18 protein-coding genes are annotated in these 26,481 nt (G+C 73.9%); 5 read left to right on the forward strand and 13 right to left on the reverse strand.

What is annotated here, in order from left to right:
* Nucleotides 1–202: 202 nt before the first annotated feature.
* On the reverse strand, nucleotides 203–2,725 hold the full coding sequence (gene pepN, locus ACFVFR_RS13080; protein WP_383700556.1) for an aminopeptidase N: 2,523 nt from the start codon (nucleotides 2,723–2,725) through the stop codon (nucleotides 203–205).
* Between the two features lie 846 nt (nucleotides 2,726–3,571).
* Here pepN and ACFVFR_RS13085 point away from each other — a divergent pair.
* Nucleotides 3,572–4,813 (forward strand): amidohydrolase, encoded by a 1,242-nt coding sequence (locus tag ACFVFR_RS13085; protein WP_383700558.1) that lies wholly within the window; start codon nucleotides 3,572–3,574, stop codon nucleotides 4,811–4,813.
* Between the two features lie 722 nt (nucleotides 4,814–5,535).
* Here ACFVFR_RS13085 and ACFVFR_RS13090 read toward each other — a convergent pair.
* Nucleotides 5,536–5,949, reverse strand: coding sequence for a chorismate mutase (locus ACFVFR_RS13090; RefSeq protein ID WP_383700560.1), 414 nt, complete (start codon nucleotides 5,947–5,949; stop codon nucleotides 5,536–5,538).
* A 421-nt stretch (nucleotides 5,950–6,370) separates the two neighbouring features.
* Here ACFVFR_RS13090 and ACFVFR_RS13095 point away from each other — a divergent pair, with 421 nt between their 5' ends.
* Both ACFVFR_RS13095 and ACFVFR_RS13100 read left to right on the forward strand, forming a co-directional pair.
* Complete coding sequence (locus ACFVFR_RS13095; RefSeq protein ID WP_383700562.1) at nucleotides 6,371–6,769, forward strand: VOC family protein; 399 nt, start codon at nucleotides 6,371–6,373, stop codon at nucleotides 6,767–6,769.
* Between the two features lie 54 nt (nucleotides 6,770–6,823).
* Nucleotides 6,824–7,864, forward strand: a complete 1,041-nt coding sequence (locus ACFVFR_RS13100; RefSeq protein WP_383700564.1) for an aminoglycoside phosphotransferase family protein — start codon at nucleotides 6,824–6,826, stop codon at nucleotides 7,862–7,864.
* Between the two features lie 187 nt (nucleotides 7,865–8,051).
* Here ACFVFR_RS13100 and ACFVFR_RS13105 read toward each other — a convergent pair whose 3' ends face one another.
* On the reverse strand, nucleotides 8,052–8,783 hold the full coding sequence (locus ACFVFR_RS13105; RefSeq protein ID WP_383700707.1) for a S1 family peptidase: 732 nt from the start codon (nucleotides 8,781–8,783) through the stop codon (nucleotides 8,052–8,054).
* Nucleotides 8,784–9,704: 921 nt separating this feature from the next.
* Nucleotides 9,705–10,553 (reverse strand): S1 family peptidase, encoded by an 849-nt coding sequence (locus tag ACFVFR_RS13110; protein ID WP_383700566.1) that lies wholly within the window; start codon nucleotides 10,551–10,553, stop codon nucleotides 9,705–9,707.
* A gap of 263 nt (nucleotides 10,554–10,816) precedes the next feature.
* On the opposite strand from ACFVFR_RS13110, the gene ACFVFR_RS13115 reads away from it, so the two are divergent.
* Nucleotides 10,817–11,725 (forward strand): hypothetical protein, encoded by a 909-nt coding sequence (locus ACFVFR_RS13115; protein WP_383700568.1) that lies wholly within the window; start codon nucleotides 10,817–10,819, stop codon nucleotides 11,723–11,725.
* A 119-nt stretch (nucleotides 11,726–11,844) separates the two neighbouring features.
* Here ACFVFR_RS13115 and ACFVFR_RS13120 read toward each other — a convergent pair whose 3' ends face one another.
* From ACFVFR_RS13120 to ACFVFR_RS13145, 6 genes are all read right to left on the reverse strand, one after another.
* Nucleotides 11,845–12,570 carry an alpha/beta fold hydrolase gene (locus ACFVFR_RS13120; RefSeq protein ID WP_383700570.1) on the reverse strand — a complete coding sequence of 242 codons (726 nt, stop codon included), beginning with the start codon at nucleotides 12,568–12,570 and terminating at the stop codon, nucleotides 11,845–11,847.
* A gap of 261 nt (nucleotides 12,571–12,831) precedes the next feature.
* Nucleotides 12,832–14,403, reverse strand: a complete 1,572-nt coding sequence (locus ACFVFR_RS13125; protein WP_383700572.1) for a glycosyltransferase family 39 protein — start codon at nucleotides 14,401–14,403, stop codon at nucleotides 12,832–12,834.
* A gap of 47 nt (nucleotides 14,404–14,450) precedes the next feature.
* Nucleotides 14,451–15,398 carry a hypothetical protein gene (locus ACFVFR_RS13130; RefSeq protein ID WP_383700574.1) on the reverse strand — a complete coding sequence of 316 codons (948 nt, stop codon included), beginning with the start codon at nucleotides 15,396–15,398 and terminating at the stop codon, nucleotides 14,451–14,453.
* Between the two features lie 38 nt (nucleotides 15,399–15,436).
* The gene (locus ACFVFR_RS13135; RefSeq protein ID WP_383700576.1) at nucleotides 15,437–16,405 is read right to left on the reverse strand and encodes an ATP-binding cassette domain-containing protein; all 969 of its coding nucleotides are present in this window, start codon (nucleotides 16,403–16,405) and stop codon (nucleotides 15,437–15,439) included.
* A 34-nt stretch (nucleotides 16,406–16,439) separates the two neighbouring features.
* Entirely contained in the window at nucleotides 16,440–16,847 is a 408-nt protein-coding gene (locus ACFVFR_RS13140; protein ID WP_383700578.1) for a GntR family transcriptional regulator, read from the reverse strand.
* A 153-nt stretch (nucleotides 16,848–17,000) separates the two neighbouring features.
* On the reverse strand, nucleotides 17,001–17,738 hold the full coding sequence (locus ACFVFR_RS13145; protein ID WP_383700580.1) for an SDR family NAD(P)-dependent oxidoreductase: 738 nt from the start codon (nucleotides 17,736–17,738) through the stop codon (nucleotides 17,001–17,003).
* A gap of 80 nt (nucleotides 17,739–17,818) precedes the next feature.
* On the opposite strand from ACFVFR_RS13145, the gene ACFVFR_RS13150 reads away from it, so the two are divergent.
* Entirely contained in the window at nucleotides 17,819–18,493 is a 675-nt protein-coding gene (locus ACFVFR_RS13150; RefSeq protein WP_383700582.1) for a MarR family transcriptional regulator, read from the forward strand.
* Nucleotides 18,494–18,521: 28 nt separating this feature from the next.
* On the opposite strand, the gene ACFVFR_RS13155 is transcribed toward ACFVFR_RS13150, so the two are convergent.
* From ACFVFR_RS13155 to gltB, 3 genes are all read right to left on the reverse strand, one after another.
* A complete protein-coding gene (locus tag ACFVFR_RS13155; protein WP_383700584.1) occupies nucleotides 18,522–19,865 on the reverse strand; it encodes a hypothetical protein in 1,344 nt (447 codons plus the stop codon).
* Between the two features lie 250 nt (nucleotides 19,866–20,115).
* Nucleotides 20,116–21,576, reverse strand: coding sequence for a glutamate synthase subunit beta (locus ACFVFR_RS13160; protein ID WP_383700586.1), 1,461 nt, complete (start codon nucleotides 21,574–21,576; stop codon nucleotides 20,116–20,118).
* Nucleotides 21,569–26,095: a glutamate synthase large subunit gene (gene gltB, locus ACFVFR_RS13165; RefSeq protein WP_383700709.1), complete on the reverse strand. Its 4,527-nt coding sequence runs from the start codon at nucleotides 26,093–26,095 to the stop codon at nucleotides 21,569–21,571. The genes ACFVFR_RS13160 and gltB overlap by 8 nt, the downstream gene beginning before the upstream one ends.
* Between the last annotated feature and the right edge of the window lie 386 nt (nucleotides 26,096–26,481).

Here is a 26,481-nt window from a genome sequence, read left to right on the forward strand (position 1 = left end):
GGCGGGGCGGCGCACCGGGCCACGAGCGCGGGTCGCGGGCGCGGGTCGCGGGCGCTGGCGTCCGGTCCGCCAACGCGCCGTGCGTGCCAGCCGTGGCGGGCCACGTGGCACCGGGGCGGCGACGCGACCCGGGGGTCCGCGCCACGTCGCGGAGCGCCCCGTGCCGCCCCGGGACGGGGCGGCGGGGCGGCGCCGTACGGGGTCAGCCCGTCGCGGCGGTGGTCCGCTGGCCCTCGCGTACCCGCAGGGCGCGGCGCAGGTCGTCGAGTTCGTCCGCGAGCCGGCGACGCAGGGCGGGGATGGGGTTGGCGTCGCGCAGGCAGTCCTCGCCCAGCCGCAGCGTGTTCGCGTCCACCGCGTGGTGCGGGAACCCGAAGCGGCCGACGGCCTGGGCGATGGCGGGGCCGCGCCGGGCGGCGAGGTCGGCGACCGCGGGGAAGTAGCGCGCGAGGTAGGCGCGCAGCAGCTCGTGCTGCTCCGGCTGCCAGAAACCCTCCGCCGTGGCGGTGGCCAGGTACGTCGAGAGGTCGTCCTTCTCGAACAGCTCGGCCCAGGCGGCCTCCTTGGCCGCCACGTCCGGCAGGGCCGCGCGGCAACGGGCCGCGCCCTCCTGCCCGGTGGCGCTGGAGTCGCGGGCGAGTTCCGCCTCGATGTCGGTGAGGGTGACGGCGCCGAGCACGGAGCGGCGCAGCAGCAGGCGCCAGCGCAGCTCCGGGTCGAGTACGGGACCGCCGGGCACGGTGCCGGCGGCGAGCCAGTCGCCGAGTTCGGCCGCGTCGTCGGTGCTGTCGACCAGGGTGTGCACGGCCGACAGTCGCAGGCCGGGCGCGGAGCCGTCGGCGGTGCGGTCGAGCAGGTCGCGGCAGGTGTCCACGAGGGTGGCCAGGGCGGCGGGGCGCTGGTCGGCCGCCAGGTAGCGGTCGGCGAGCTGGCCACGGGCGAAGGCCAGCACGCCCTGCGTGATGACGACGTCGCTCTCCTCGGGGAGGTGGGCGCGCAGCACGTCGAGGTAGCTGGTGGGTGCCAGCTTCCCGTCCCGCACCAGGTCGCGGGCGGCGTTCCAGACCACGGCCCGCGACAGCGCGTCGGGCAGCCCGGACAGGGACTCGGTCAGGGTGGTCCAGGACCGCTCGTCGAAGCCGATCTTGACGTAGCCGTAGTCGCCGTCGTTGACCAGGACGAGGTCGGGGCGGGGCCCTTCGGTGACGTAGACCCGGTCGTCGGGGACGTTCCAGCTCAGCGGCGTGCGGGGGATGAGGCGGCCGGTGTCGGGGTCGCGGTCGTAGCAGCCGATCGTGAGCTGGTGCGGGCGGCTGCCCTCGTGGGACAGCCGCAGCTCCCAACCACCGGGCACCTCGCTGACCCGTGGCGTGAGGGTGTCCACGCCGGTGGTGCGCAGCCAGGCGTCGGCCCACTCGGGCACCGGGCGGCCCGAGGCGCGGGCGAGGGCGTCGATGAAGTCGGCGAGCGTGGCGTTGCCGAAGCGGTGCAGTGTGAAGTGGTCGTTGATGCCGGCGAAGAAGTGCTGTTCGCCGAGCCAGGCGACGAGTTGACGCAGCGCGGAGGCGCCCTTGGCGTAGGAGATGCCGTCGAAGTTGAGGCGGGCGGCGGCCGTGTCGGGGACGGCGTCGGGCTCGGGGGCGACGGGGTGGGTCGAGGGGCGCTGGTCGGCGTCGTAACCCCAGTTCTTGCGGCGCACGCCGAAGTCGGCCCAGGTGTCGGTGTACCGGGTGGCCTCGGTGAGGATCTGGAAGCCCATGTACTCGGCGAACGACTCGTTCAGCCAGATGTCGTCCCACCAGCGCATGGTGACCAGGTCGCCGAACCACATGTGGGCCATCTCGTGCGCGATGACCATGGCGCGGCTCTGCCGCTCGGCCTCGGTGACGGCGGAGCGGAAGACGAACTGGTCGCGGAAGGTGACGAGCCCGGGGTTCTCCATGGCGCCGGAGTTGAACTCGGGGACGAACGCCTGGTCGTAGGAGTCGAAGGGGTAGGGCTCGTCGAAGATCTCGTGGTAGCGGTCGAAGCAGCGCCGGGTGATGTCGAAGAGCTCCTCGGCGTCGGCGTCGAGGTACTCGGCGAGCGAGCGGCGGACGTGCAGGCCGAACGGCAGCCCGGCGTGCCGGGTGCGCACCGAGTGCCAGGGGCCGGCGGCCAGCGCCATCAGGTAGGTGCTGATGGGCTGGGTGGGGGCGAGCTGCCAGCGGCCGTCGGCGGTGTCACCGACGCGGGTGGCGATGCCGTTGCCCAGGACGGTCCACTCGGGCGGCGCGGTGACGCTGACCTCGAAGACGGCCTTGAGGTCGGGCTGGTCGAAGCAGGCGAACACCTTGGGCGCGTCCGACATGCAGCACATGGTGTAGAGGTACGTTTCGCCGTCGGCCGGGTCGGTGAAGCGGTGCATGCCCTCGCCGGTGCGCGAGTAGTGCATGTCGGCCTCGACCAGCACCTCGTGTTCGCCCTCGCCGAGCCCGGTGAGCGGGTAGCGGCCGTCGGCGTACAGCGTGGGGTCGAGGTCGTTGCCGTCGAGCGCGATCCGGTGCAGCGCGGCGGCCTCCAGCTCGATGAAGGTGTCGACCCCCGGCTCCAGCACGCACAGGCGCACGGAGGTGGTGGAGCCGAACACCTCGGCACCTCGCGTCAGGTCGAGGTCGATGGTGTACCGGCGGAGGCCGATGCGGGCGGCACGGGTCTGCGCTTCGTCGCGCGTCAGTACGGACATGGGGACATGCTGCCGTACGCCCCGCCGTCCGTGCAGGCCGCGGTGGCCTCGCCGGCCAGGCGGGGTGCCCCGGAGGTGCCTCGTGGCGAGGGGGTGAGGGTGCGCGTGCGGGGGCGCGGGACGCGGTGGCCTCGCCGGCCGGGCGGACCGTCCCACGGTGGCGGGAGGGATGCCGCGCGGCGGCGACCGGGCGCGTCGCGGAGCTGGGGCGTGCCTCGGGGCACCGGGCGGGGTGCCGCGCGGCGATGGGGTGGGACGTGCCCCGGGGTGCCTCGCGGCGGCGGGGCGGGGTGCCTCTCGCGGCGGCGGAGCGGGAGGGCCGCGCGGCCGTGGCCTGGACGTGGTGGGGCAGGCGGCCTCGCGCCGGTGGGGCGGGGCGCCACGCGATGGCGGGACGGTGCCGCGCGGCAGGGTTGCCGTCGGGGGCGGGGTGGTGCCCTGCCCGGTGGCGTCGGCGGCACGGTGGTGCCGGGGGGCGAAGTGACGCCGGGGGCGAGATGGTGCCGGGGGCGAGGTGGTGGCGGGTGCGCGGTGGCAGGGTGGTGGCATGACGATCGGCATATCCGCCCCGCCCGGCCGGGCCTCCGCACGGCGTGGGCCCGCGCCCCGCACCGCCCTACCGGCCGTACCCGCCCCACCGGCCGCGCACGGCGCGCCGCCGACGCCCGCCCCACCACCGGCGTACGGCGCGCCGCTCCCGCGCGCTGGCACGCTCCCGCACGCCGCGCGGGTGCCCATGCCCGCCACCGGGCCGGCACGTGACGCGAACGCGCGCGCCACCGAGCCCGCGCCGGGCGCGTTCGCCGCGCCGCGCCGGGTCGAGCCGGCGCGTGGTGGGGGTCGGCGATGACGGGCGGCGACGGGCTCGCGGACGGCCGGCGCGCGGGCGGGGACCGGCCCGGTGAGGTCGCCGCGCGGCGGCGCGCGCTGGAGCGCGTGGACGCGTTCGCCGACCGCCTGACGGCACTGAGCCGTGCCCTGCACGCCGATCCCGAACTGGCCTTCGCCGAGCACCGCGCGGCGGGGCGGCTGGCGGCGCTCCTGACGGAGGCCGGGTTCGCCGTGCGCCGTGGCCCCTACGACCTGCCGACGGCGCTGAGCGCCTCGTACGGCACGGGGCCGCTGACGATCGGGGTGTGCGCCGAGTACGACGCGCTGCCGGGCCTCGGACACGCCTGCGGGCACAACGTGATCTGCGCGGCGAGCGCGGGAGCGGCCATCGGTCTGGCGGCGGTCGCCGACGAACTCGGCTTCGCGGTGCGCCTGCTGGGCACCCCGGCGGAGGAGGCGGGCGGCGGCAAGGTGCTGATGCTCGAACGCGGCGCCTTCGACGAGGTGACGGTGGCGATGATGGCGCACCCGGGGCCGGCCGACGACATCGATCCGCGCTCGTCCACCACGGCGGTGGCGCGCTTCGCGGTGACGTTCACCGGCCGCGCCGCGCACGCGGCACTCGCCCCGCACCTGGGCGTCAACGCGGCGGACGCGGCTGTGGTGGCGCAGGTGGCGGTGGGGCAGTTGCGCCAGCAGCTGCCGGACGGGTACCGCGTGTCGGGCATCGTCCGCGACGGTGGCGAGCAGTCGAACATCATCCCGGAGCGCACGGTGCTCGCCTTCGAGGTGCGTACGCCCACGGCCGAGGAACTGGCCGCGCTGCGCGAGCGGGTCCTGGACTGCTTCCGTGGCGCCGCGCTCGCCACCGGCTGTGCCGTGACCGTCGAGCCCACCCAGCCGGACTACCTGGATCTGCGCAACGACGCCTGGCTCATGGCGCGGTACGCCGACGGCCTGCGCGCGGCCGGCCGCTCCCCCGCCGAGCCGGCGGGCGCCCCCCGCCGCCTCGGCGCGTCCACCGACATGGGGAACGTGACCAGGGCGCTGCCCGCCATCCACCCCCACTTGGGCCTCATCGGCTCCCACAGCACGCCGCACACCAGGGAGTTCGCCGAGTGGACGGGGGGTGAGGCCGCGGACGACGCGGTCCTCGCGGCGGCCCGCGCCATGACCTGGGCCGGCGTCGCCCTGGCCGCCGACGAGGAGCGCCGCGCCCACTACCTCGCCCTACGAGCGGCCGGAAGGACCAGCTGAACGACCGAGCCGGGGCCGCGCCGAAGCGGCGGGGCGCCGGGACACCGGCGTGCGCGAGACACCGTGGGCGAGCGGTCGGGGCCGCTGGGCCCTGACCGCTCGGCGGGGGCACGGGGTGGGCGGGCGCCAGGGCACCCGCGCGGGTGGGCCTCCACCATGAGCGGGGCAGGGGCCGGAGGTGGGCCAACCGCGTACGCGCGCGCGGGCGCATGGTGCCGGGGGCACGGGGGCGGCGGGGCGCCGGCGTGGGCGGGCCGCCGTGGCGCACGGCCGAGCCCCCGGCCCCGGGCGAGCGCACGGGAGGGGCGCCAGGCCGCCCCGGTACGTACGGGCGCGGGCCTACAAAGCTGCCGGGGGCGAGGGGAGCGCCAGGTCACCCGCGTACGCGCGCGGACGTAACGGCGACACCAGGTGCGGGTCGCCGCGCCGCCGGGCCCCCGCCTCGGAGCGACCGACGCGGTGTACGCGGGAGCGGCCAGGCGCGCGGGGCCCGTGGCGCTGGCCACGGGAGCGGCGGTGTGGCGGGGGCACCCGCGTGCGCGCGGGGGCGGGGGCGGGGGCATCGCACACCGCGCCCGGGAGCCGGCCCCCACGCGTACGCGCGCGGAGGCGTCTCGGGCGGCGGCACGCCCCGCGCACGCGCGCGCGAAGTGGTCAGGACGCGGCGGAGCGGCCCGGTACGAGGCCGCCGCGCGGGGTGTGCCGTTGCCGGTGGTGTGGGGCTACGCGCGGTGTCTGGCCGGGCCGCCGTTGGCCACGACGTCGTCGGCGATCTGCTCGTGGTGCCTGATCACCTCGGCGATGATGAAGTTCAGCAGCTTCTCGGCGAACCCGGGGTCGAGCTTGGCGCTCTCGGCGAGCTCGCGCAGCCGGGCGATCTGTCGGGACTCGCGCGCCGGGTCGGCGGGGGGCAGTTTGTGGTCGGCCTTGAGGCGGCCGACGCGTTGGGTGCACTTGAAGCGCTCGGCGAGCATGTGGACGACGGCCGCGTCGATGTTGTCGATGCTGTCCCGCAGCCGCGAGAGTTCGGCGCGTACGGCCGCGTCATCCGAGGTGGCGGTCTCCGGCTCACCGGCCGGCGTCGCGGGAAGGGTCCGCTGGGCGGAGCGTGCGGGCAGGTCAGGCTGGTCGTTCATCGCGTGGGTCTCCCGATGCGGTCACGGGCGGCAAACGGCGCCACGCTAACAGGGCGCGCGACGGCGCGAACGACCGACCGCGCCAGCGCCCCGCCGCGACCGCCCGGCCAGGTCAGCGCCGCCCGCCCGCACCCGCTCCGAGCCCCACCGGTACCACCGGCCCGGCCCGCCGCCGCCTCCGGGCCAGGGCGACCCTCCGGCCAGGCCGAACCCACCACCGCGCACGCCCACCAAGCCCGCCCGGCCCTACCGGCCCGCACCCGCCCGCTCCCACTCCCCCAGCGCCGCCGGCGCCCCGGCGTACCCGGCGACACCCGGCGCACTCCGGGGCAGGCGGGCGCGGGAACGGAGCGCGGGCGGTCGGGCGGGCCGCTCGGGCACGGTGATGGACTCCGACCGTCGACGCGTGCACCCTGCCTCCATGATCGCGAAACTCCAGTGCACCGTCATCGACTCCCCCGACCCCACCGCGCTGGCCGGCTTCTACGCCACCGTCCTGGGGTGGCGGCGCGACGCCGACGACCCCGACTGGGTCACGCTCACCGGCCCCGGCGGCCAGCGGTTCGCCTTCCAGCGCGTCGCCGACTACCACCCGCCCCGCTGGCCCGACCCGGCCCACCCGCCGCACTTTCACCTGGACTTCGAGGTGGAGACGCGCGCCGACGTGGAGCGGGCCCGGCGCGCGGTGGAGTCCCTGGGCGCCGCGCTCGTCCACGACACCGGCGGCGCGCGCGCCGGCTTCCTCGTCCTCACCGACCCGGCCGGCCACCCCTTCTGTCTCTGTTACGGGCAGCACCTCGCGCCCAAGGACCCGGCCTGACCGGCCGCCGGACGACAGCGCGCGGCCGGGGCGGGGGCGTGCGACGATGCGCCGATGGATTCGCAACCGCCGTTCAGCGACGGGTTACGCGCCGCGCTGGGCCGGCCCCGGACCGCTCGACCGCTGGAGAGCAGCCCGCGTTCACGGGTGTGGCGGGTGGAGTTGGACGCCGGGCCCGCGGTGGTCAAGCAGATCGTCGGCGGGGCCGACGCCGGACAGCGGTACGCCCGCGAGGTGGCCGCGCTACGGCTCGCCTCCGGGGCGAGGCGCCCCGTGGTGCCCGCGGTGTGGGGCACCGATCCGCACGCGCGGGTCATGGTGCTGGCGCACGTGGCACACCGGCCGCCGACCGCGCGGTGGATCGTCCCCTACGCCCGCGCGCTGGCCGCGCTGCACGCCAGCGCGGGGCCCGAGATCGTGGACGTCCTGCCCCGCTGGCGCGGCCCCGACGAGGGTGACATCGCCTCGTTCCTCGCGCTGGCCACCGAGCTCGGGGCGGCCGTTCGGCCCGGTGTGGCGGCCGAGTTGGCCGCGCTGACCCGCCGGCTCGACGCGGCTCCCGGACGGGCGCTGCTCCACGGCGACCCCTGCCCCGGCAACGACCTGCACACCACGGACGGGGTCACGTTCATCGACCTCGAAGGGGCGTCGTGGGGCAGCGGCCTGGTCGAGCTGGCCTACCTGCGGATCGGGTTCCCCACCTGTTGGTGCGTCACGACCGCGGCCCCGGCGCTGCTGGCGCGGGCCGAGCGCGCCTACGCGACGACCTGGCGGGAGCACACCGGCCAGACACCGCGCCTGGACCTGGTCGACGCCTGCGCCGGCTGGCTGATCAGGGGGGACGCCCTGGTCGAGCGGGCGTACCGGGGCACCGTCGACCAGTTGGCCCGGCTGCCGCACGAGGACTGGACGTGGGGCACCGTCTCGGCCCGGCAGCGGCTGTTGCACCGGCTCGGGGTGGTGGCCGGGTCGGCCCACGGGCGGGCCGAGCTGGGTGGGGTGGCCGCGCTCTGCGCCGACCTGCGCCAGCGGATGCTCGCGCGCTGGCCGGCGCTGCGCCCGGCTCCCGCCCGACGGCCGGACGCCCACGGGTGACGCGCGCACGGGCCGCGCTGAGGGGCGCGGCCCGTGCGGTGGTGCGTTCCGTGTGTCGCGTCAGCCGCCTCGCCGGGACCGTGGGTCGCACGGCCCGTGCTGTGCCGTGCCGTGCGTCGTCGGGCGGTGCCCGTCACGCGGACCCACGGATGGCGCTGTGGCGGTGTCGCTCAGCGGTGGAGCGAGGTCAGCGGAGCTGGCCCGCGGCGGTCTGGATGGCCGACGCGAAGTTGCTGACCTGGGTGTAGACACCGGGCTTGCCGGCGCGGGCGCAGCCCTCGCCCCAGCTCACGATGCCGACCTGGATCCAGGCGTTCGCGTTGTCCTTGCGGAACAGCGGGCCGCCGGAGTCGCCCTGGCAGGTGTCCACGCCACCCTGCTGGAGGCCGGCGCAGATCTCCTCGGCGGCGATCAGACCGCTGTAGGAGCCGCCCGCGGCCTTGCAGGTCGCGTCGCTGATGAAGGGCACCTTGGCCTTGAGCAGGTAGCGCTGCTGGGCGCCGCCCTCACGGTTGGCACCCCAGCCGGCGATGTCGAAGGTGCCGTTGTCGTACGACGAGGTGGTGGTGATCTTGATCGTCGGCAGGTCGATCGGCTTGGCCAGCTTGATCAGGGCCCAGTCCTTGCCGTTGCCGTTGTAGCCCGGGGCCTGGAGCACGCGGGTGGACTTGACCTTGACGGCGCTGGAGCTCTGCAGGTCCACCGAGCCGGCGGTGGCCGTGATGCTGGTGTTGGGGCCGCTGCCGTCCACGCAGTGCGCGGCGGTCAGCACGATGTCCTTGGCGTACAGCGAGCCGCCACAGCCCATCGACAGCCGGACCATGAACGGGAACTCGCCCTGGGCCGCGCGGGTGCCGCCCACGACCCGGGTGCTCGGGCCGCTCGGGTCACTCTGGGCCGACGCGGTGGTGGGGCTCATGCTGAGGGCGGCGAGGGCGACGGCGCCCGCGGCGACGCATCTCTTGACGTGCTTGATGAGCTTCAACGGATGTCCTCTCGTGGGTGGTTAGCACACAATTGGCAGAATCATGACAACCAGAATCCGGATACCGCTGCCACAGAACATCCCTTGAGCACGGAGCAGCGAGCCGCACAACATCCGGACTCGTTGGAGCAAGACCGTGAAAGTGCCGCTCGAATTATGTGGAGCCTATGGACACGGTGGCAAGGGTCGAGTTCCGGACACCACGGACGGCCTTTTGGACAGTTTCGAGAAGGCATGCTCGATTCCCGCGCATTACCGGGCATGCCGACCGGTCGGCGCACGCCGGAATTTCCGATATACGAACGTGGGGGCTTGCTCCAGCCACCACACCGGGAAGCGCGGACACCGCGCGCCGACCGCCCAACTCGCCGCGTACGACGAGAAAAGCACAGGCCAGCGACCTGGCGTGCGACACGAGAGCGGCCCGTACAGCGACCGGCGGACCGCCGCCGCCCATGCGAGCCACCGGCACGGACCCGCCAGTACGGCGCACGCGGGCCGGTCAGCACAGCGCGGCGACTTCCCCGTACGGCGCGCGAAGAAGCGCCCCGCGCGTCCTCGTCGCGGGGCGTCACGGAAATGCCGTACGCGCGAAACGCATCCCGCTTCGGGATTACCGGGAACGGGGAATCCACACCGTGGGTGGGCATGCCGAATTCCGCGTTCGCGTTCTGCGCGCACGCGGAATGAATCGGGCGGACAACGGACACCCCGCACGGAACGCCGGGCACGGGAAAGCGCGTTCCGAGCGGCGGGCCGACGTCGTGGGGGCGACGTCGGCGCCGTCTCGTGCGGCCGGTCACGCCGGCGACCCCGCCGCCGGACCCCGGTCGGGGCCCCGACGGCGGAGGGTGATCAGCTGCCGAGCTGGTCGGCGGCGCTCTTGATGTCCTGGGCGAAGTGGCTCACCTGGGTGTACACACCGGGCTTGCCGGCGCGGGCGCAGCCCTCGCCCCAGCTCACGATGCCCACCTGAATCCAGTCGCCCCCGTCGTCCTTGCGGAACATCGGGCCGCCGGAGTCACCCTGGCAGCTGTCCACGCCACCGGAGTCCTTGCCGGCGCAGATCTCCTCGGCGTCGACCAGGCCGCCGTAGGAGCCGCCCGCGGCCTTGCAGGTCGCGTCCTCGATGAACGGCACCGTGGCCTTGAGCAGCTTCTGCTGCTGGCTGCCACCCTCGCGGTCGGCACCCCAACCGGCGATCTGGAAGTCACCGTTGTCGTACGCGTCCGTGTCGGCGATCTTCAGCGTGGGCTGGTCGATCGGCTTGTCCAGCTTGATCAGGGCCCAGTCCTTGCCCGTGCCGTCGTACCCGGGCGCCTGGAGCACCTCGGTGGACGTGGCCTGCTGCGCGGCCGGGTCGTCCAGGTCCACGACGCCACCGGTGACACCGATATCGGTGTTGGGGCCACTGCCGTCCACGCAGTGCGCGGCGGTCAGCACGATGTCCTGGGTGTAGAGGGCGCCACCGCAGCCCATCGACAGCCGGACCATGAACGGGAACTCGCCCTGCTCGGCGGGGGTGCCGCCGACGATGCGGGTGTTCGGCCCGCCCGACTGGCTCTGCGCGAAGGCGGTGCCGGGGGTGAGGCTGAAGGCGGCGAGGGCGACGGCGCCGAACGCGGCACCTCTCTTGACGTTCCTGAGGAAGGACAACGGATTTCCTTTCGTGGGGGGTTCACCGCGTTGACGGGCCCGTGCCATGAGGAAATCCGGAGCTCGCCGCCGAAGATCCACCAAAGAAAATTGGTGCAGACCAGGTGACGAGCCGTAAAGTCTCCGGACCCCGTGGGGTGAGCCCGCAAAGCGCACTGCGATTATGTGTAAAGAGTGAACCGCGTGACAAGGGCTTCCTACCGGCCAGTTGAGGGCGCGAAGCACGCGCTCCGGCACATCGCGCTGACGCCGCCAGGCGCCGGCCGTTAGGTTGAGCCAGGTCAGCGGGGTTGACGGCGCGGGGGTGTGACGTGGCGACGACGGGCAACGAGATCCAGCACGGCTTTCCGCACATCGAGACGGTGCGCGCGGCCATCACCGCGCTCTACCGGCGCCTGTCCCAGGACACCGTGCGCGGCTTCGCGCTGAGCGTGCCACCCGTGGACGTCGCCTTCGCGGACGACGACGACCTCTATCTCGGCGTGCAGCGCCTCGCCCGCGTCATGGTCCGCCACCTGCGCCTGCCCGACGCGCGGATGATCATCAGTTTCCGCGAGATGGAGCACGCGGGCAACGTCGAACTGACCGCGGGCCCCGAGTACTTCATCGAGCTCAACGACCGCTTCAAGACCCACCGCCGCGATATCGGGGCCGCCTTGGCGCACGAGGTGATGCACGTCTACCTGCACCGCCTCGACCTCGCCTTCCCCGGCACCCGCGACAACGAGATCCTCACCGACACCGCCGCCGCCTACCTCGGCTCGGGCTGGCTGCTGCTGGACGCCTACCGGGAGAGTTCGGTCTCCCGCCAGAAGCTCGGCTACCTCACACCGGAGGAGTTCGGCTACGTCCTGGCCAAGCGGGGGCAGGCGTTCGGCGAGGACATCGCGCCCTGGTTCACCAGCCCCCAGGGCTACGACGCGTACGCCAGGGGCCAGGCGCGGGCGCGGCGGGACGAGCGACAACCCCCGCTGGCCGCCAGCGGCTGGGCGGGCCGGCGCCGTTACGCCAAGGACCGCCGGTACGCCCAGGACCCGCTCCACGCGTCGGGCCCCCACCCGTCCCCCGACCCGGGCGCGGGGTACGTCTTCGAGGGGTCGGCCCCGCTCCGGGTCCGCTTCCCGTGCCCGGTGTGCAACCAGCGCATCCGCGTGCCCGTACGGGGCAGGCTGCGGGCTCGGTGCGGGCTGTGCGGGACGGTGCTGGAGTGCGACACGTGAGCCCGGGCGGCGCCACGGCGACCCGCGGACGGGCCGGGGGCGCCGCGCCGCCGGGGTGAGCGACGGATGGCGAGGGTCCGGCCGCGAGCGGCGCGCGGGCCGCTCGCGACCGGCCCCGCTCACCGCAGGCCGGCCGGCTCCTCACCGCGTACCCAGCCCAGGACCGACCGCATGAAGCCGTCGAAGTCGTCCCGGTGGATGGAGTGGCCCGTGTCCTTGACCGTGTGCACGGCGAAGCCCCGCTGGCGGAGTTGCTCCTTGTGCGCCTCGGAGACCACGTAGCTCGGGTCGGCCGCCTGCACCAGCGAGGGCACGACGGGCCGTTCGGGGATGTAGTCGATGGCGTACTCGCCGCCCACCGCGTCCGCGGTCGCCGGGTCCCAGGCCGCGATGCCGGCGAGTTCGGCGTCCACGTCCCCCTCGTCCCAGTGCGGGTTGAAGTTGGCGATCATGCTGCGGGTCGCCTTGCGCAGGGTCTTCAGCGTCTGGGGGTCGGCGGGGCGCTCGCCGGTGGCCAGGGCCCAGGCCGGGTCGCTGTAGACGGCCCGCTTGGGGCGCAGCGTGTCCACCGCGATGGAGAGCGAGAGGCCGCCGAGCGAGTGTCCGATGGCCAGGTCGGCGCCGACCGGCAGGTTCTCCGCCAGGTCGGCGGCGAACAGCGCCACGCTGTACGCGTCGGCGCGCTCGCTCGCCCCGTGCCCGCGCAGGTCAACCGCGATGACCCGGTACCCGCTGTCGGCCAGCGCCGGGCCGACCCGGCGCCAGGTGCGGTGATCCGACATGATCCCGTGGATGAGCAGCGCGATCCGGTCCCCCGCGCCCCACTCCCGCGTGTGCAGCCGCATGATGGTGCCTCTCCCGTCCGTACGCACGGCGGTGTCGCATCCCACACCCCCGTCGGTCTCGTCCGCCCCGGCCGCCGCGCCCCCGCGCGCCGCCCCGCGCGGTGGGCCGGTGCCCACGCGCGCCCGGGGTCGACGCCGACGGTGGTCGTCGGCGGTACCGTAGCCGCTTCAACCTACCGTTTCGCATCGGCCCTCCCGCCGGGACTGTCTACGATCCGGGACGCGGGGCGGCCTGCGCCGTCGCCGCGTCGGTCCGTGGGGTCAGCAGGTGCCCGGTCGGGCGTAGCGCACCACGCGCATACCGCGCACCGGGCGCCGCTCGCAGACCGTGAAGTGGTCCCGCAGCACCGCGCGTTCGACCGCCTCCCGCGGGGCGGGGCGGACGGAGGGCGGCGGGTCGGTGATGAGGGTGATGCGGTGCGCGCGCAGCATGCGCGCCCGGATCTCCGCCGGCGGCAACTCCGTGCCCCACAGCGTGCCCGAGGAGAACGCGTCCTGGGCCAGCGCCAGGTCACGCAGCCCGTGGAACTCGTCCGGGGCGGACATCAACGGCTCGCGGCGGTGGAACGGCAGGAACAGCAGCCCGTCACCGGGTTCGGACAGCTCGCCGACGGCGCGGGCGGCGGCCACCGTGTCGTCGAGCCGGCTGTCCGGCGTGCGCAACGTCAGCGCGTACGGCACCTGCGCGACGAGCAACGCCGCGCTGGCGCCGCACAGCAGGCCGACGGCGGCCGGGCCGCGGCGCCGGGCGGCGCGCGACGCCTGGTCGAGCGCGGCACCGAGCAGCAGCGCGAACCCGAGCCAGCCGAAGAGCACGTACCGGTCGACGTAGATCGGGTGCAGCGCGGAGGCGGCCATCAGCAGGGCCGTGGGCACGAGGAACAGCGGCAGCGCCAGCGCCGCGAGCCCGATCCGCCCGCGCCGCCGCAGGGGCACCCGGGCCAACGCGCCGGCGGCGAGTGCGAGCCCGAGGAAGGCGGCGACCTGTCCGACGCCCGGCGCGGAGATCCACGCGACCTGCCGTGCCTGCTGCTGGCTCACCACGACCAACGGTGCGAGCGGTAGGGCGGCGCTCGCGGCGGCCCGTGCCCAGGACCAGAACGCATCGCCGTGCACCCGAGCGCAGCGCAACGTGAGGCCGTGCGCGAGGAGCGCGAGCACGGCGAACTCGTGCAGCAGGGCGGCCGCCGCCATCGCCGCCGCGTAGCCGCACCACGCCCGCCGGGTGGCTCCGGCGACCGCCCGCAGCAGCAGGTACGTGCCCCACACCACGCAGACGCAGACCAGCGCGTAGGAGCGGCCCTCCTGTGCGTACCGCTGCACCGGTGGCAGCAGGGGGAAGACCAGCCCGGCCGCCAACCCGGCGCGGGAGCCGGCCAGTCGGCGGCCGATCAGGACCACGCCGGCGGCGGCGCCGGCCATGGCGAGGACCGACGGCAACCGCAGCGCCCAGAGACCGCCGTCCCAGCAGGCGAACACGGCGTGCATCAACAGGTAGTAGAGGCCGTGCACGACGTCGACGGTGCCGAGCATCCGCACGATCTCGCCGAGGTCACGGTGCGCCACCTGGTACGTGCTGGACTCGTCGCGCCACATGCTGTGCTCGCGTTCGAGCCCCCACACCCCCGTGGCCAGGGTGAGCACCACGGGAAGCAGGACGAGGGCGTACGAGCGCGTGCGGCGCGACAGCCGCAGCCGCCTGGCGCGGGCAGCGCCGGGGCGGGCGGTACGGGTGCCGGTGGTGCGCGGTTCGGCGGCCGGCGTGGCGGGCTGTGCTGCCGTGGTCGTGGTGCCGGCGTCAGCGCCGCGGGCGCGCGGCGGGGTCAGGGCCATGGGGCGACGGAGCTCCGTTGTCGAAGGGGGCCACGGGGTGTCGACGGTCAGGCAGTCCGGCGCCCGACCCACCACAGGCAGCCGGCGACGAGGGCGGCGGCGACGGTCAGGCAGATGCCGGCCAGTACCCACTGCGTGGGCCAGTAGGCGCCGGCGGGGCGGTACTCGACGACGGCGCTGACCACGTCGTGCCGTTGCAGGCAGCGGGCCTGGTTCGCCTCCACGCTCAGGTCCGGGCATATCCAGTGGGGAAGACGCTCGCCCGAGGATGTCTCGTAGCCCAGGCGTTCGTGCAGCGCGTAGCGGGGCAGGTCCGGGTAGGTCGTGGGGGTGGACCGCGCGGTGCTCGTCGGCCACAGGTGCTCGGCCGGGCGCCACTTCCTTACCAGGTACGCGGCTCCGCCGCCGATCGCGAGGGAGACGAGCATGGCGGGCAGGGTCCGGCGGAGGATCAGGCCGGCGGCGGCGCCGACGACGACCGCGAGCACGGCCAGGGCCACCGCGGCCGGCCCCGTGGTCAGCAGGGGTGTGGGAGTGTCCCAGACCAGATCCCCGAAATCGCGCCAGGTCGAGTGCCACCACCATCCGTACAGCGCCGTGACGGCGATGCTGACCAACAGGGTGAGTGTCACGGCGAAGGCGAACTTGGCGGCGATCCAACGGCGAGGGCTGACCGACTGGGTGAGGGCCAGCCGGTGGCTGCCGCTCTCGAAGTCCCGCGCGAACAGCGGGGCGCCGACGAACGCGGCGACCAGCAGCGGGAGGACCAGCAGCGCGTAGCCCACGCGAAGGACCACGTCACGGTAGTCGGTAGTGAGCACTCTGGCCGCGTCGGTCAGGGAGTCGCCGACCGCGAGCCGCTCGCCGTGGCAGGTGGGGAGCAGGATGTCGCAGCCGGCGATGCCGTGGTCGTGCTGGAAGGCGGACTGCTGGTGGAACCAGTAGCCGAGGCAGCAGGCCGCCACCGTGGTCAGCGTCAGCACGGTCCAGGTCACAGAACGATGCTGACGCCACATCACCCAGCTCAGGCCCTTCACGCCGCGACCTCCGAGGCGTCGGCGCGGGCCTGGGCGAGCAGCAGCGGCGGCGCGGTCGGGTTGCGGAGGTAGCCGAGCAGGATCTCCTCGACGGAGGGCTCGCGAGTGATCCACTCGCCCTGCGGATCGGTGGCGCCGGGCCGTACCAGCGCGGTGAGTTGCCGGCCGGTGGCGCGGGCCTCGACCACGGTGTGGGCGGCGAGTTCGGGCGGCAGCCCGGGGTCACTGGCCCGATGCGCGGCGGCCCGTTCGCCGTCCCGACGAGCCCCGGTCACCAGGGCGTGCGCGGACTGGACGGCCTCCGTGTCGCCCGCGACCCGCAGCCGGCCCGCGCCGAACAACCAGAGGTGGTCGCTGACGCCGTCCAACTCGGCGAGTACGTGCGTGGCGATCAGCACCGTGGTGCCGTGTTCGGCGGCCTCGGCCATCAGTGCGCCCATCATGCGGCTGCGCCGCAGCGGGTCCTGGTCGGCCATCGGCTCGTCCAGCAGCAACAGGTCAGCGCGCTTGCCGAGCGCCAGGGCCAGCGCGACGCAGGTGCGCTGGCCGCCGGAGAGGGTCGATATCCGCACCCCCGTCGGTATGTCGACGTCCCGTAAGATCCGCTCCGCCACGGCCTGGTCCCAGCCGGGGTTGAGCTCGCGCCCGAACCGCAGTGTCTCCGCCACGGTCAGTCGTGGAAACAGCGGCTTGTCCTGGGCCACATAGGCCACCCGACGCCGGGTGGCGGGCGCCGAGGGCGCCTCGCCGAACAGCCGCAGGCTGCCGGTCGTCGGCGCCAGCAGCCCGGCCGCCAGGGCCAGCAGCGTGCTCTTACCCGAGCCGTTCGGGCCGATCACGGCGCAGATCCGCCCGGCGGGAAGCCGCAGCGTGACCTCGCGCAACGCCCAGTTCCGCCGGTACCTCTTGCCCAGGCCGCGCGCCACGACGGCCGCCCCCGGGTCGCCCGCGTTCTCGCTGGTCACCCGTACCCCCCACTTGTCATCTCGGTTCCCCTGGTCAGTTCGGCGTCGGCGACGCGTCGCCGAGGCGTTCGTCGAGGACCGAGGCGAACAGCGCCGCCACGTCCTCCCGGTCGAGCCCGGCCTCGCGCGCCCGGTCCATCCACGCCGCCAACTCCGCGCGCAGCGGCGACCCGGCGGCGGCCTCCGGCCGCGCGAGGGAGCGCCGCACGAAGGTGCCGAGGCCCGGCCGGGGTGCGACCAGGCCCTCGCGCTCCAGTTCGCGGTACGCCTTCAGGACGGTGTTCGGATTGATCGCGGTGGCCGCGACGACCTCCTTGGCCGTGGGCAGTCGGTCCCCCGGCTGCAACAGGCCAAGGCGCAGCGCCTGCTTCGTCTGCTGGACGATCTGCAGGTACGTGGCGACGCCGGCGCGCCGGTCGATGCGGTACTCGATCACCCGCATCACCCTTTCACTAATCAGTTAGTGGAATGATGGTGAGGTGGCGACCCGGCCCCTGTCAAGAAACGCCGACGGCGCGCGGCGTCGGCCCCGTGAGGGGCGGACGCCACGCGCCGTCGGCGACCGATCACCGGCCGCCTCACCACCGGGCGGGCCTCAACGCGTCATCCGCGCCCCGCCGTTGACGTTCAGCACCTGCCCGGTGATGTGCCGCGCGGCCGGCGAGCACAGGAAGGCGACCGCGCCCGCCACGTCGTCCGGCGCCCCCGCGCGGCCCACGGCGGTGGCGGCCACGAGTTGGACCCGGCGCTCGACGGTGAGCACGTCGCCGAAGAACTCGGTCTCGGCGACGTAGCCGGGCGAGACGACGTTGGCCGTGATGTCCCGGGCGCCCAGCTCCGCCGCGAGGTCGAGGTTCCAGGTGGCCAGGCCCGCCTTGGCCGCGCCGTACGAGCCGGCGCCTTGGTCGGCCGCGATCGACCCGACGTGCACCACGGCCCCACCGGCGGCCAGCCGGTCGGAGAGGGCGTGGGTGGTCAGCGCCGCGCTGACCAGGTTGGCGTCCAGGTTGGCGCGGAAGCGGGCGGCGTAGGCCCGCAGCCCGTCGGCCGGGTCCGTACCCACGGGCTCCTGCGGGGCGAAGTCGGTGTTGCCGCCCGCGTTGTTGACCAGGACGTCGATCCGGGCCGGCAGCGCGGCGAGCAGGTCGGCCACCCGGGCCGGGTCCGTGTGGTCGCACACCGCCGTCGCCACGTCGAACTCGGCGGCGGCGGTGGCCAGCGGAGCGGCGCGCCGACCGGTGACGATCACGGTGTCGCCCGCGTCGGCGAAGTGTCGGGCGACGGCGAGACCGATGCCCGTACCGCCGCCGGTCACCAGGATGGTGCGTGGCATAGAGTGCCCTCCAGCATTCATTTAGCTCTAAACGTAAGCTGCCGTTTAGATCTAAACGCATCCCGCGCCGGAGGACAACCATGACCGCCACCGACCGCCCAGCGGGCCGCGACCGCCCCGACCCGGGCGCCGGTCCACTCGCCGACCCGACCGACACGCCACGACCCACGCCAGCCCACGGGCCGGACGCGTCCGCGTCGGCCGGCGTGTACCCCACCGACCGGGCCGCCGACTACCCGGTGGCGGCCATCGCCGCCGCCTGGGAGCGGGAGCGGCCCGGCACGCCGGTCTCCTCGATCGGGATCGTCACGCCGATCTGGCGACTGGCCAAGCTGCTCGGCGACGACCGCCGCCGCGTGCTGGCCCGGGCCGGAGTCGACGCCGCGACGCTCGACCTGCTGAGCGTGCTCCGGCGGGAGGGCCCGCCGTACACGCTCAGCACCCGGGAACTCGGCACGCGCTCCCTGGTCACGGCCGGTGCCGTCTCCCAGCGGGTGGCCCGCGCCGAACGCGAGGGCCTGGTGACCCGCCACCCCGGCCAGGGCCGCCCCCGCACCGTCCAGGTCACCCTCACCCCGGCCGGCCACGCCCTGGTCGAGGACACCGTGGACCAGGTCCTGACGCGGGAGGCCGACCTCCTGACGGGCCTGACGGGCGAGCAGCAGAGGGAGCTGACAGAGCTGCTCCGCGTGCTGCTGAGCGACGTACAGCGACGACTGGGGGACGACCGGATCACGCACGTGGGACAGGAGTGACCAGGCCCTTGGCTTACGCGAGGTCAGGTCAGCGCACCGTCGGCCCCTTGAGCGCCGCGACCTCGCGGGCCCGGCCCGCCAACTGGCGCACCGCGCGCACCCGGGAGTGGGCGCGCAGGTGGCCGCGCAGGGTGGCGAAGTGCTCGTCGCCGCGCGCCGTGGACAGCGTGCGGTAGTCGTCGAGGAACGCCGACCAGGTGGCACAGCCCGCGTCGAGGTGCCCCAGCGCGAACTGCCGCCTGGCGAGCACGGCGTTCGCGTGCAGTCTGCCCTGCCGCTGCCGCTCCGGCTGGGCGCGCAGGGACGCCTGGAGCGCGGCGACGGAGCCCCTCAGGTCACCGAGCGCGGCGCGCGCGTGGGCGACGTGGAACTCGTACGCGGCCCGGTCGTACCCGCCGACCGCGTCACGCCGCGAGTCCGCCCTGGACAGGGCCGACTCCGCCTCGCCCAGCCGGACCGTCGCCCGCCGCCGGTCGCCGACCATGGCGGCGGCGTGCGCCTGCTGGCCGCGCAGGAACGCGACGAGGCGCGGCCCGGCCTGCGGCGCGGCCTCGGCCGCCGCGTCCGCGAGGTCCCGGGCCCGCCGCCCGTGGCCGAGGTGGGACGCCTGGAGGCTCATGCCGCGCAGCGTGCGGCAGTAGGTGAGGTGGTCGCCGGCCTCCCGGGCCAGGTCCAGGGCCGTGACGTAGTACCGCTGACCGAGGCCCTGCCGGCGCTCGTACATCGCCATCCAGCCGGTGAGATAGGTGAGGTCGGAGGCGGCGGAGAGCAGGTCCGTGCGGACCGGTTCACTGGCCGAGGCCCGCAGGTACGGCGCCACCGTGTTGACCAGGAAGGCCGCCGCCATCGGGCGGGCGTGACCACCGCCCAGCTCGTCCAGGATGTCCGCGATCCGGTCCGTCATCGTGCGCACCGTGGCCACCTCGCCCGGCCCGATCCGCCCGGCGGAGCGCGCCCCTCCCCCGCTCCCCTCGGCCCGCGCGGGACCAGCGAACGCCGGTACGGCGAGCGTCGCGGAGTACAGGCTGGCGGCGAGGAGGCGACGCCGGGCGGGGCTCATGTCCTCGGCGCCGAGGTCGGTGAGCCGGCCCACCATGTCTCGGCTGCCACCGGAGGCGGGTTCGGGAAAACCTGCGTCGGAGAACGTCACCGGGCGCCCCAGTCTGCGGGCCAGGGCCTCCAGGACCATCGGCCGGACCGCCTCCCGAGGGAGGTATCCCTTGAGCCACGAGAAGGGCGACTGAGGCTGATAGCTCAACGACGTGCCCTGTTCCACGCCTATGCGGTTGACCGCCTGCGCGAACTGGCGCAACGTCCAACCCGTCTCGCGGTAGAGACGCTCAAGGTGAGCGTTCGGAGTTCGATCAGCCATCCGCCTCAACTCCCCACTCGGCGGGCGATGTTCGGGCACGCCACGGTGTCGCCGCCACCGTACCGCCGCCCGTGGTCGGGCCGTCACCCCGCGCGAGGGTGGCCGGGTGCGTCCGGCCGGTGGCCGGGAACAAAAAGGCGGCGCCTGCCATCCGGTCGGGGACGGGCAGGCGCCGCGTGTTCCGCACGGCGCTGTACGGGACACCCCGGCACAGGCCGGTGGCGTGGGCGGCCCGGGTGGGCCGCGGGGGTCAGACGGTCAGGGCCCGGTCCGTGGGGCGGATCGGGGCGGGCAGTGCGCTGGCGCCGGTCAGGTAGGCGTCCACCGCGCGGGCCGCCGAGCGTCCCTCGGCGATGGCCCAGACGATGAGCGACTGGCCACGGCCCGCGTCACCGGCGACGTAGACCCCGGCCACGTTGGTGGCGAAGTCCGCGTCACGGGCGACGTTACCCCGAGCGTCCAGGTCCAGGCCAAATTGCTCGACCAGGCCGTTGCTCTGGTCGATGCCGGTGAAGCCCATGGCGAGGGTGACCAGCTCGGCCGGGATCTTGCGCTCGGTGCCCGGCCGCTGCTCGAACTTGCCGTCCTTGAACTCGACCTCGACCAGGTGGAGGAACTTCACGTTCCCCTCCTCGTCACCCTCGAAGTGGGTGGTGGAGACGGAGTAGACCCGCTCGCCGCCCTCCTCGTGGGCCGAGGTGACCTTGTAGAGCATGGGGAAGGTCGGCCACGGCTGGTGCTCGGGGCGGTCCTCGCCCGGACGCGGCATGATCTCCAGCTGGGTGACGGAGGCCGCGCCCTGGCGGTGGGCGGTGCCCACGCAGTCGGCGCCGGTGTCGCCGCCGCCGATGACCACCACGTGCTTGCCCTCGGCGGTGATGGGCGGGGCGACGAAGTCGCCTTCCTGGACCTTGTTGGCCAGCGGCAGGTACTCCATCGCGGCGTGGATGCCGTTCAGCTCGCGGCCGGGCACCGGCAGGTCGCGGGAGACGGTGGCGCCGGCGGCGATGACGACCGCGTCGTAGCGGCGGCGCAGGTCGGTCGCGTCGATGTCCCGGCCGATCTCCACCTCGGTACGGAACTTGGTGCCCTCCGCGCGCATCTGCTCGATGCGGCGGTTGATGTGCCGCTTCTCCATCTTGAACTCGGGGATGCCGTACCGCAGCAGCCCGCCGATGCGGTCGGCCCGCTCGTAGACGGCGACGGTGTGGCCGGCCCGGGTGAGCTGCTGGGCGGCGGCGAGCCCGGCCGGGCCGGAGCCGATGACGGCGACGGTCTTGCCGGACAGCCGCTCGGGCGGCTGCGGGGTCACGTCCCCCGACTCCCACGCCTTGTCGATGATGGTGACCTCGACGTTCTTGATGGTCACCGGCGCCTGGTTGATGCCCAGGACACAGGAGGCCTCACACGGCGCGGGGCACAGCCGCCCGGTGAACTCCGGGAAGTTGTTCGTCGCGTGCAGCCGCTCGCTGGCCTCGCACCAGTCCTCGCGGTAGGCGTAGTCGTTCCACTCGGGGATGAGGTTTCCGAGCGGGCAGCCGTTGTGGCAGAACGGGATGCCGCAGTCCATGCAACGGCCCGCCTGCTTGCTGATGACCGGCAGCAGCGAGCCGGGGACGTAGACCTCGTTCCAGTCCCGGACGCGCTCGGCGACGGGACGGGTCGCGGCGACCTCGCGGCCGGTGGTGAGAAAGCCCTTGGGGTCAGCCATGCGTCGCCGCCTCCATCATCTTCTGGGTGGTCTCGGACTCGGAGAGCCCGGCTCGCTCGGCGGCGTCCTTGGCGGCGAGCACGGCCTTGTAGGTGGGCGGGAAGACCTTGCTGAAGCGCCCGGCCGCCGCGTCCCAGTCGGCGAGGAGGGCCGCGGCCACCGTGGAGCCGGTCTCCTCCTGGTGGCGGCGCACCACGTCGTGCAGCCACCGGGTGTCGGCCGCGTCCAGCGGCTCCACGGCCGCCACCAGCTCGCGGTTGACCTGGCCCGGGTCGAGGTCGATGACGTACGCGATGCCACCGGACATGCCGGCGGCGAAGTTGCGCCCGGTCTCGCCGAGCACCACGGCCCGGCCGCCGGTCATGTACTCGCAGCCGTGGTCGCCCACGCCCTCGGAGACGACGGTGGCGCCCGAGTTGCGGACGCAGAACCGCTCGCCGACCCGGCCGCGCAGGAACATCTCGCCCCCCGTCGCGCCGTAGGCCAGGGTGTTGCCGGCGATCGTGGAGTACTCGGCCAGGTGGTCGGCCCCCCGGTCGGGGCGCACGATCAGCCGGCCGCCGGACAGGCCCTTGCCGACGTAGTCGTTGGCGTCGCCCTCCAGACGCAGCGTCACGCCGTGCGGGACGAAGGCGCCGAAGGACTGCCCGGCCGAGCCGGTGAAGGTGATGTCGACGGTGTCCTCGGGCAGGCCGGCGCCGCCGAACTTCTTCGTCACCTCGTGCCCGAGCATGGTGCCCACGGTGCGGTTGATGTTGCGGATGGCGACCTGGGCGCGGACGGGCTGCGCGGACTCGGCGTCCGGCGCGGCCAGCGCGTCGGCGGCCAGCTTGATCAGCTCGTTGTCCAGCGCCTTCTCCAGCCCGTGGTCCTGGGCGGCGATCTGGTGGCGTACCGCGCCGGCCGGCAGGTCGGGCACGTGCAGCAGCGGCGCCAGGTCCAGGCCGCTGGCCTTCCAGTGCTCCACGGCCCGCGAGGTGTCGAGCAGTTCGGCGTGCCCGACGGCCTCCTCCAGGGTGCGGAAACCGAGCTCGGCCAGCAGTTCGCGGACCTCCTCGGCGATGAACCGGAAGAAGTTGACGATGTACTCGGCCTTGCCGCTGAACCGCTCGCGCAGCACCGGGTTCTGGGTGGCGATGCCGACCGGGCAGGTGTCCAGGTGGCACACGCGCATCATGACGCAGCCCGAGACCACCAGCGGCGCGGTCGCGAACCCGAACTCCTCGGCGCCCAGCAGCGCGGCGATGACCACGTCCCGACCGGTCTTGAGCTGGCCGTCGGTCTGGACGACGATGCGGTCGCGCAACCCGTTGAGCAGCAGGGTCTGCTGTGTCTCGGCCAGGCCCAGCTCCCAGGGGCCGCCCGCGTGCTTGAGCGAGGTCAGCGGGGAGGCGCCGGTGCCGCCGTCGTGACCGGAGATCAGCACGACGTCCGCGTGCGCCTTGGAGACGCCCGCCGCGACCGTGCCGACCCCGACCTCGCTGACCAGCTTGACGTGGATGCGGGCCCGCGGGTTGGCGTTCTTCAGGTCGTGGATGAGCTGGGCGAGGTCCTCGATGGAGTAGATGTCGTGGTGCGGCGGCGGCGAGATGAGGCCGACGCCGGGGGTGGAGTGCCGCGTCTTGGCCACCCACGGATAGACCTTGTGACCGGGCAGTTGGCCGCCCTCGCCGGGCTTGGCGCCCTGGGCCATCTTGATCTGGATGTCGTCGGAGTTGACCAGGTACTCGCTGGTGACACCGAACCGGCCGGAGGCCACCTGCTTGATGGCCGAGCGCCGCGCCGGGTCGTACAGCCGCTCCGGGTCCTCGCCGCCCTCGCCGGTGTTGGACTTGCCACCGAGCTGGTTCATGGCGATCGCGAGGGTCTCGTGGGCCTCGCGCGAGATGGAGCCGTAGGACATGGCACCGGTCGAGAAGCGCTTGACGATCTCGGAGACCGGCTCGACCTCCTCCAGCGGGATCGCCGTCCGCTCCGTCGTGAGGCCGAACAGGCCGCGCAGCGTCATCAGCCGCTCGGACTGCTCGTTCACCCGCGCCGTGTACTGCTTGAAGATGTCGTAGCGGCGGGCCCGGGTGGAGTGCTGGAGCCGGAAGACGGTGTCCGGGTCGAACAGGTGCGGTTCGCCCTCGCGGCGCCACTGGTACTCGCCACCGATCTCCAGCGCGCGGTGCGCGGAGGGGATGCCGCTGGCCGGGTACGCCTTGGCGTGCCGGGCGGCGACCTCGGTGGCCACCACGTCCAGGCCCGCGCCCCCGATCTTGGTGGCGGTGCCGTGGAAGTACGCGTCCACGAACGCCTGGTCGAGACCGACGGCCTCGAAGACCTGGGCGCCCCGGTAGGAGGCGACGGTGGAGATGCCCATCTTGGACATCACCTTCAGGACGCCCTTGCCGAGCGCCTTGATCAGGTTGCGGATGGCCACCTCGGACTCGATACCGGGCAGGAAGGTCCCCGCGCGCACCAGGTCCTCGACGGACTCCATCGCCAGGTAGGGGTTGACGGCGGCGGCGCCGTAGCCGATGAGCAGGGCGACGTGGTGCACCTCGCGGACGTCGCCGGCCTCCACCAGCAGCCCCACCTGGGTGCGCTGCTTGGTGCGGATGAGGTGGTGGTGGACGGCCGAGGTGAGCAGCAGCGAGGGGATGGGCGCGTGTTCGGCGTCGGAGTGCCGGTCGGAGAGGACGATCAGGCGGGCGCCGTCGGCGATGGCGGAGTCGACCTCGCCGCAGATCTCGGTGATCCGCGCGGACAGCGCCGCGCCCCCGCCGCCCACCCGGTACAGGCCGGAGAGCGTGGCGGTCCCCAGCCCGGCCCGGTCGCCGTCGGCGTTGATGTGGATGAGCTTGGCCAGCTCGTCGTTGTCGATCACCGGGAAGGGCAACGTGACACTGCGGCAGGAGTCCGCGGTCGGCTCCAGGAGGTTGCCCTGCGGGCCGAGCGAGGAGATCAGCGAGGTGACGAGTTCCTCGCGGATGGCGTCCAGCGGCGGGTTGGTGACCTGCGCGAAGAGCTGGGTGAAGTAGTCGAAGAGCAGTCGCGGCCGGTCCGAGAGCGCGGCGATGGGCGAGTCGGTGCCCATCGAGCCGATCGGCTCCGCGCCGCCTGCGGCCATCGGCGCGAGGATGACGCGCAGCTCCTCCTCGGTGTAGCCGAAGGTCTGCTGCCGGCGGGTGACCGAGGCGTGCGTGTGCACGATGTGCTCGCGCTCGGGCAGGTCCTCCAGCTCGATCTCGCCGGCCTCCAGCCACTCCTGGTAGGGCTGCTCGGCGGCGAGGCCGGCCTTGATCTCGTCGTCCTCGACGATGCGGTGCTCGGCGGTGTCGACGAGGAACATCTTGCCGGGCTGGAGCCGCCCCTTGCGGACGACGCGGGCCGGGTCGATCTCCAGTACGCCGACCTCGGAGGAGAGCACGACCAGGCCCTCGTCGGTGACCCAGTAGCGCCCCGGGCGCAGCCCGTTGCGGTCCAGGACGGCGCCGACCTGGGTGCCGTCGGTGAAGGTGACACAGGCCGGACCGTCCCAGGGCTCCATCATCGTGGAGTGGTACTGGTAGAAGGCGCGGCGCCGCTCGTCCATCGAGGCGCTGTTCTCCCACGCCTCGGGGATCATCATCAGCACGCTGTGCGGCAGCGACCGGCCGCCCAGGTGCAGCAGCTCCAGGACCTCGTCGAAGGAGGCGGAGTCGGAGGCGTCGGGGGTGCAGACGGGGAAGAGCCGCTCGATGGGCCGCCCCTCGCCGGCGAGCACGTCGCTGGCGAGCTGCGTCTCGCGCGCCCGCATCCAGTTCCGGTTGCCCTTGACGGTGTTGATCTCGCCGTTGTGCGCGACGAAGCGGTACGGGTGCGCCAGCGGCCAGGACGGGAAGGTGTTGGTGGAGAATCGGGAGTGCACCAGCGCGATGGCGGTGGCGAACCTGCGGTCGGACAGGTCGGGGAAGAACGGCTCCAGCTGCCCGGTGGTGAGCATGCCCTTGTAGACCAGGGTGCGGGCGGAGAGCGAGGGGAAGTAGACCCCGGCCTCCCGCTCGGCGCGCTTGCGCAGCGCGAACGCCCTGCGGTCCAGGTCGATGCCGGTGCGGTTGCCCTCGGCGTCGGCCACGAAGAGCTGCGAGAAGGCGGGCATGGTGGCGCGGGCCGTGCTGCCGAGCAGGTCGGGCGCGACGGGGACGACCCGCCAGCCGAGGACGGTCAGGCCCTCCTCGACGGCGAGGGCCTCGATGCGGGCGACCGCGTCCGCGGCCTGCGCGCCGTCGCCGGGCAGGAAGGCGATGCCCACGGCGTACGCGCCGGCGTCGGGCAGCGGAAAGGTGACGCTCTCCCGCAGGAAGGCGTCCGGCACCTGGAGGAGGATGCCCGCACCGTCGCCCGAGTCGGGGTCGGAGCCGGTGGCACCGCGGTGCTCCAGGTTGCGCAGAACAGTGAGGGCCTGCTCGACCAGCGTGTGGCTGGCGTCGCCGGTGAGGGTGGCGACAAAGCCGACACCACAGGCGTCGTGCTCGTTACGGGGGTCGTACATGCCCTGGCGGGCGGGGCGCCCCTGGAGCGGTGACCAGGCGGCGGTGGCGGTGGCGCCGGTGCCGGTCACGGAAGGCACAGGCCGGAGGTGCGCGGAACGCATCGGCTCTCCCGTCGTCGTCGGTGGCAAGTGCTGAAACCGAGGGACGACGTTGGCCCTCTGTGAAATTTGGTGCAGATTACATGATGACCCGCTTCCCAAGAAGCGGATACTTCATTCCAGCATGCGGACACCGCGTGGGGGCGGTGGCGAAGAGGCGAGGGGCGGAACAACGCGCGCCCGCTGGTTCAGCGGAGCGAGCGACGTTGCCCGCGACGCCTCGGCCTTATGCCCGCCCGTGAGCGAATCGAAACCGCACGGTAATCCGCATATTATTCATGACTCCG

This window comes from Streptomyces sp. NPDC057702 (assembly GCF_042799315.1).
Lineage (GTDB): Bacteria > Actinomycetota > Actinomycetes > Streptomycetales > Streptomycetaceae > Streptomyces.

Coding starts and splice junctions, on each gene's coding strand:
- pepN (WP_383700556.1), bottom strand. CDS start 2,725: ATGTCCGTACTGACGCGCGACGAAGCGCAGACCCGTGCCGCCCGCATC.
- ACFVFR_RS13085 (WP_383700558.1), top strand. CDS start 3,572: ATGACGGGCGGCGACGGGCTCGCGGACGGCCGGCGCGCGGGCGGGGAC.
- ACFVFR_RS13090 (WP_383700560.1), bottom strand. CDS start 5,949: ATGAACGACCAGCCTGACCTGCCCGCACGCTCCGCCCAGCGGACCCTT.
- ACFVFR_RS13095 (WP_383700562.1), top strand. CDS start 6,371: ATGATCGCGAAACTCCAGTGCACCGTCATCGACTCCCCCGACCCCACC.
- ACFVFR_RS13100 (WP_383700564.1), top strand. CDS start 6,824: ATGGATTCGCAACCGCCGTTCAGCGACGGGTTACGCGCCGCGCTGGGC.
- ACFVFR_RS13105 (WP_383700707.1), bottom strand. CDS start 8,783: ATGAGCCCCACCACCGCGTCGGCCCAGAGTGACCCGAGCGGCCCGAGC.
- ACFVFR_RS13110 (WP_383700566.1), bottom strand. CDS start 10,553: ATGGCACGGGCCCGTCAACGCGGTGAACCCCCCACGAAAGGAAATCCG.
- ACFVFR_RS13120 (WP_383700570.1), bottom strand. CDS start 12,570: ATGCGGCTGCACACGCGGGAGTGGGGCGCGGGGGACCGGATCGCGCTG.
- ACFVFR_RS13125 (WP_383700572.1), bottom strand. CDS start 14,403: ATGGCCCTGACCCCGCCGCGCGCCCGCGGCGCTGACGCCGGCACCACG.
- ACFVFR_RS13140 (WP_383700578.1), bottom strand. CDS start 16,847: ATGCGGGTGATCGAGTACCGCATCGACCGGCGCGCCGGCGTCGCCACG.
- ACFVFR_RS13145 (WP_383700580.1), bottom strand. CDS start 17,738: ATGCCACGCACCATCCTGGTGACCGGCGGCGGTACGGGCATCGGTCTC.
- ACFVFR_RS13150 (WP_383700582.1), top strand. CDS start 17,819: ATGACCGCCACCGACCGCCCAGCGGGCCGCGACCGCCCCGACCCGGGC.
- ACFVFR_RS13155 (WP_383700584.1), bottom strand. CDS start 19,865: ATGGCTGATCGAACTCCGAACGCTCACCTTGAGCGTCTCTACCGCGAG.
- ACFVFR_RS13160 (WP_383700586.1), bottom strand. CDS start 21,576: ATGGCTGACCCCAAGGGCTTTCTCACCACCGGCCGCGAGGTCGCCGCG.
- gltB (WP_383700709.1), bottom strand. CDS start 26,095: ATGTACGACCCCCGTAACGAGCACGACGCCTGTGGTGTCGGCTTTGTC.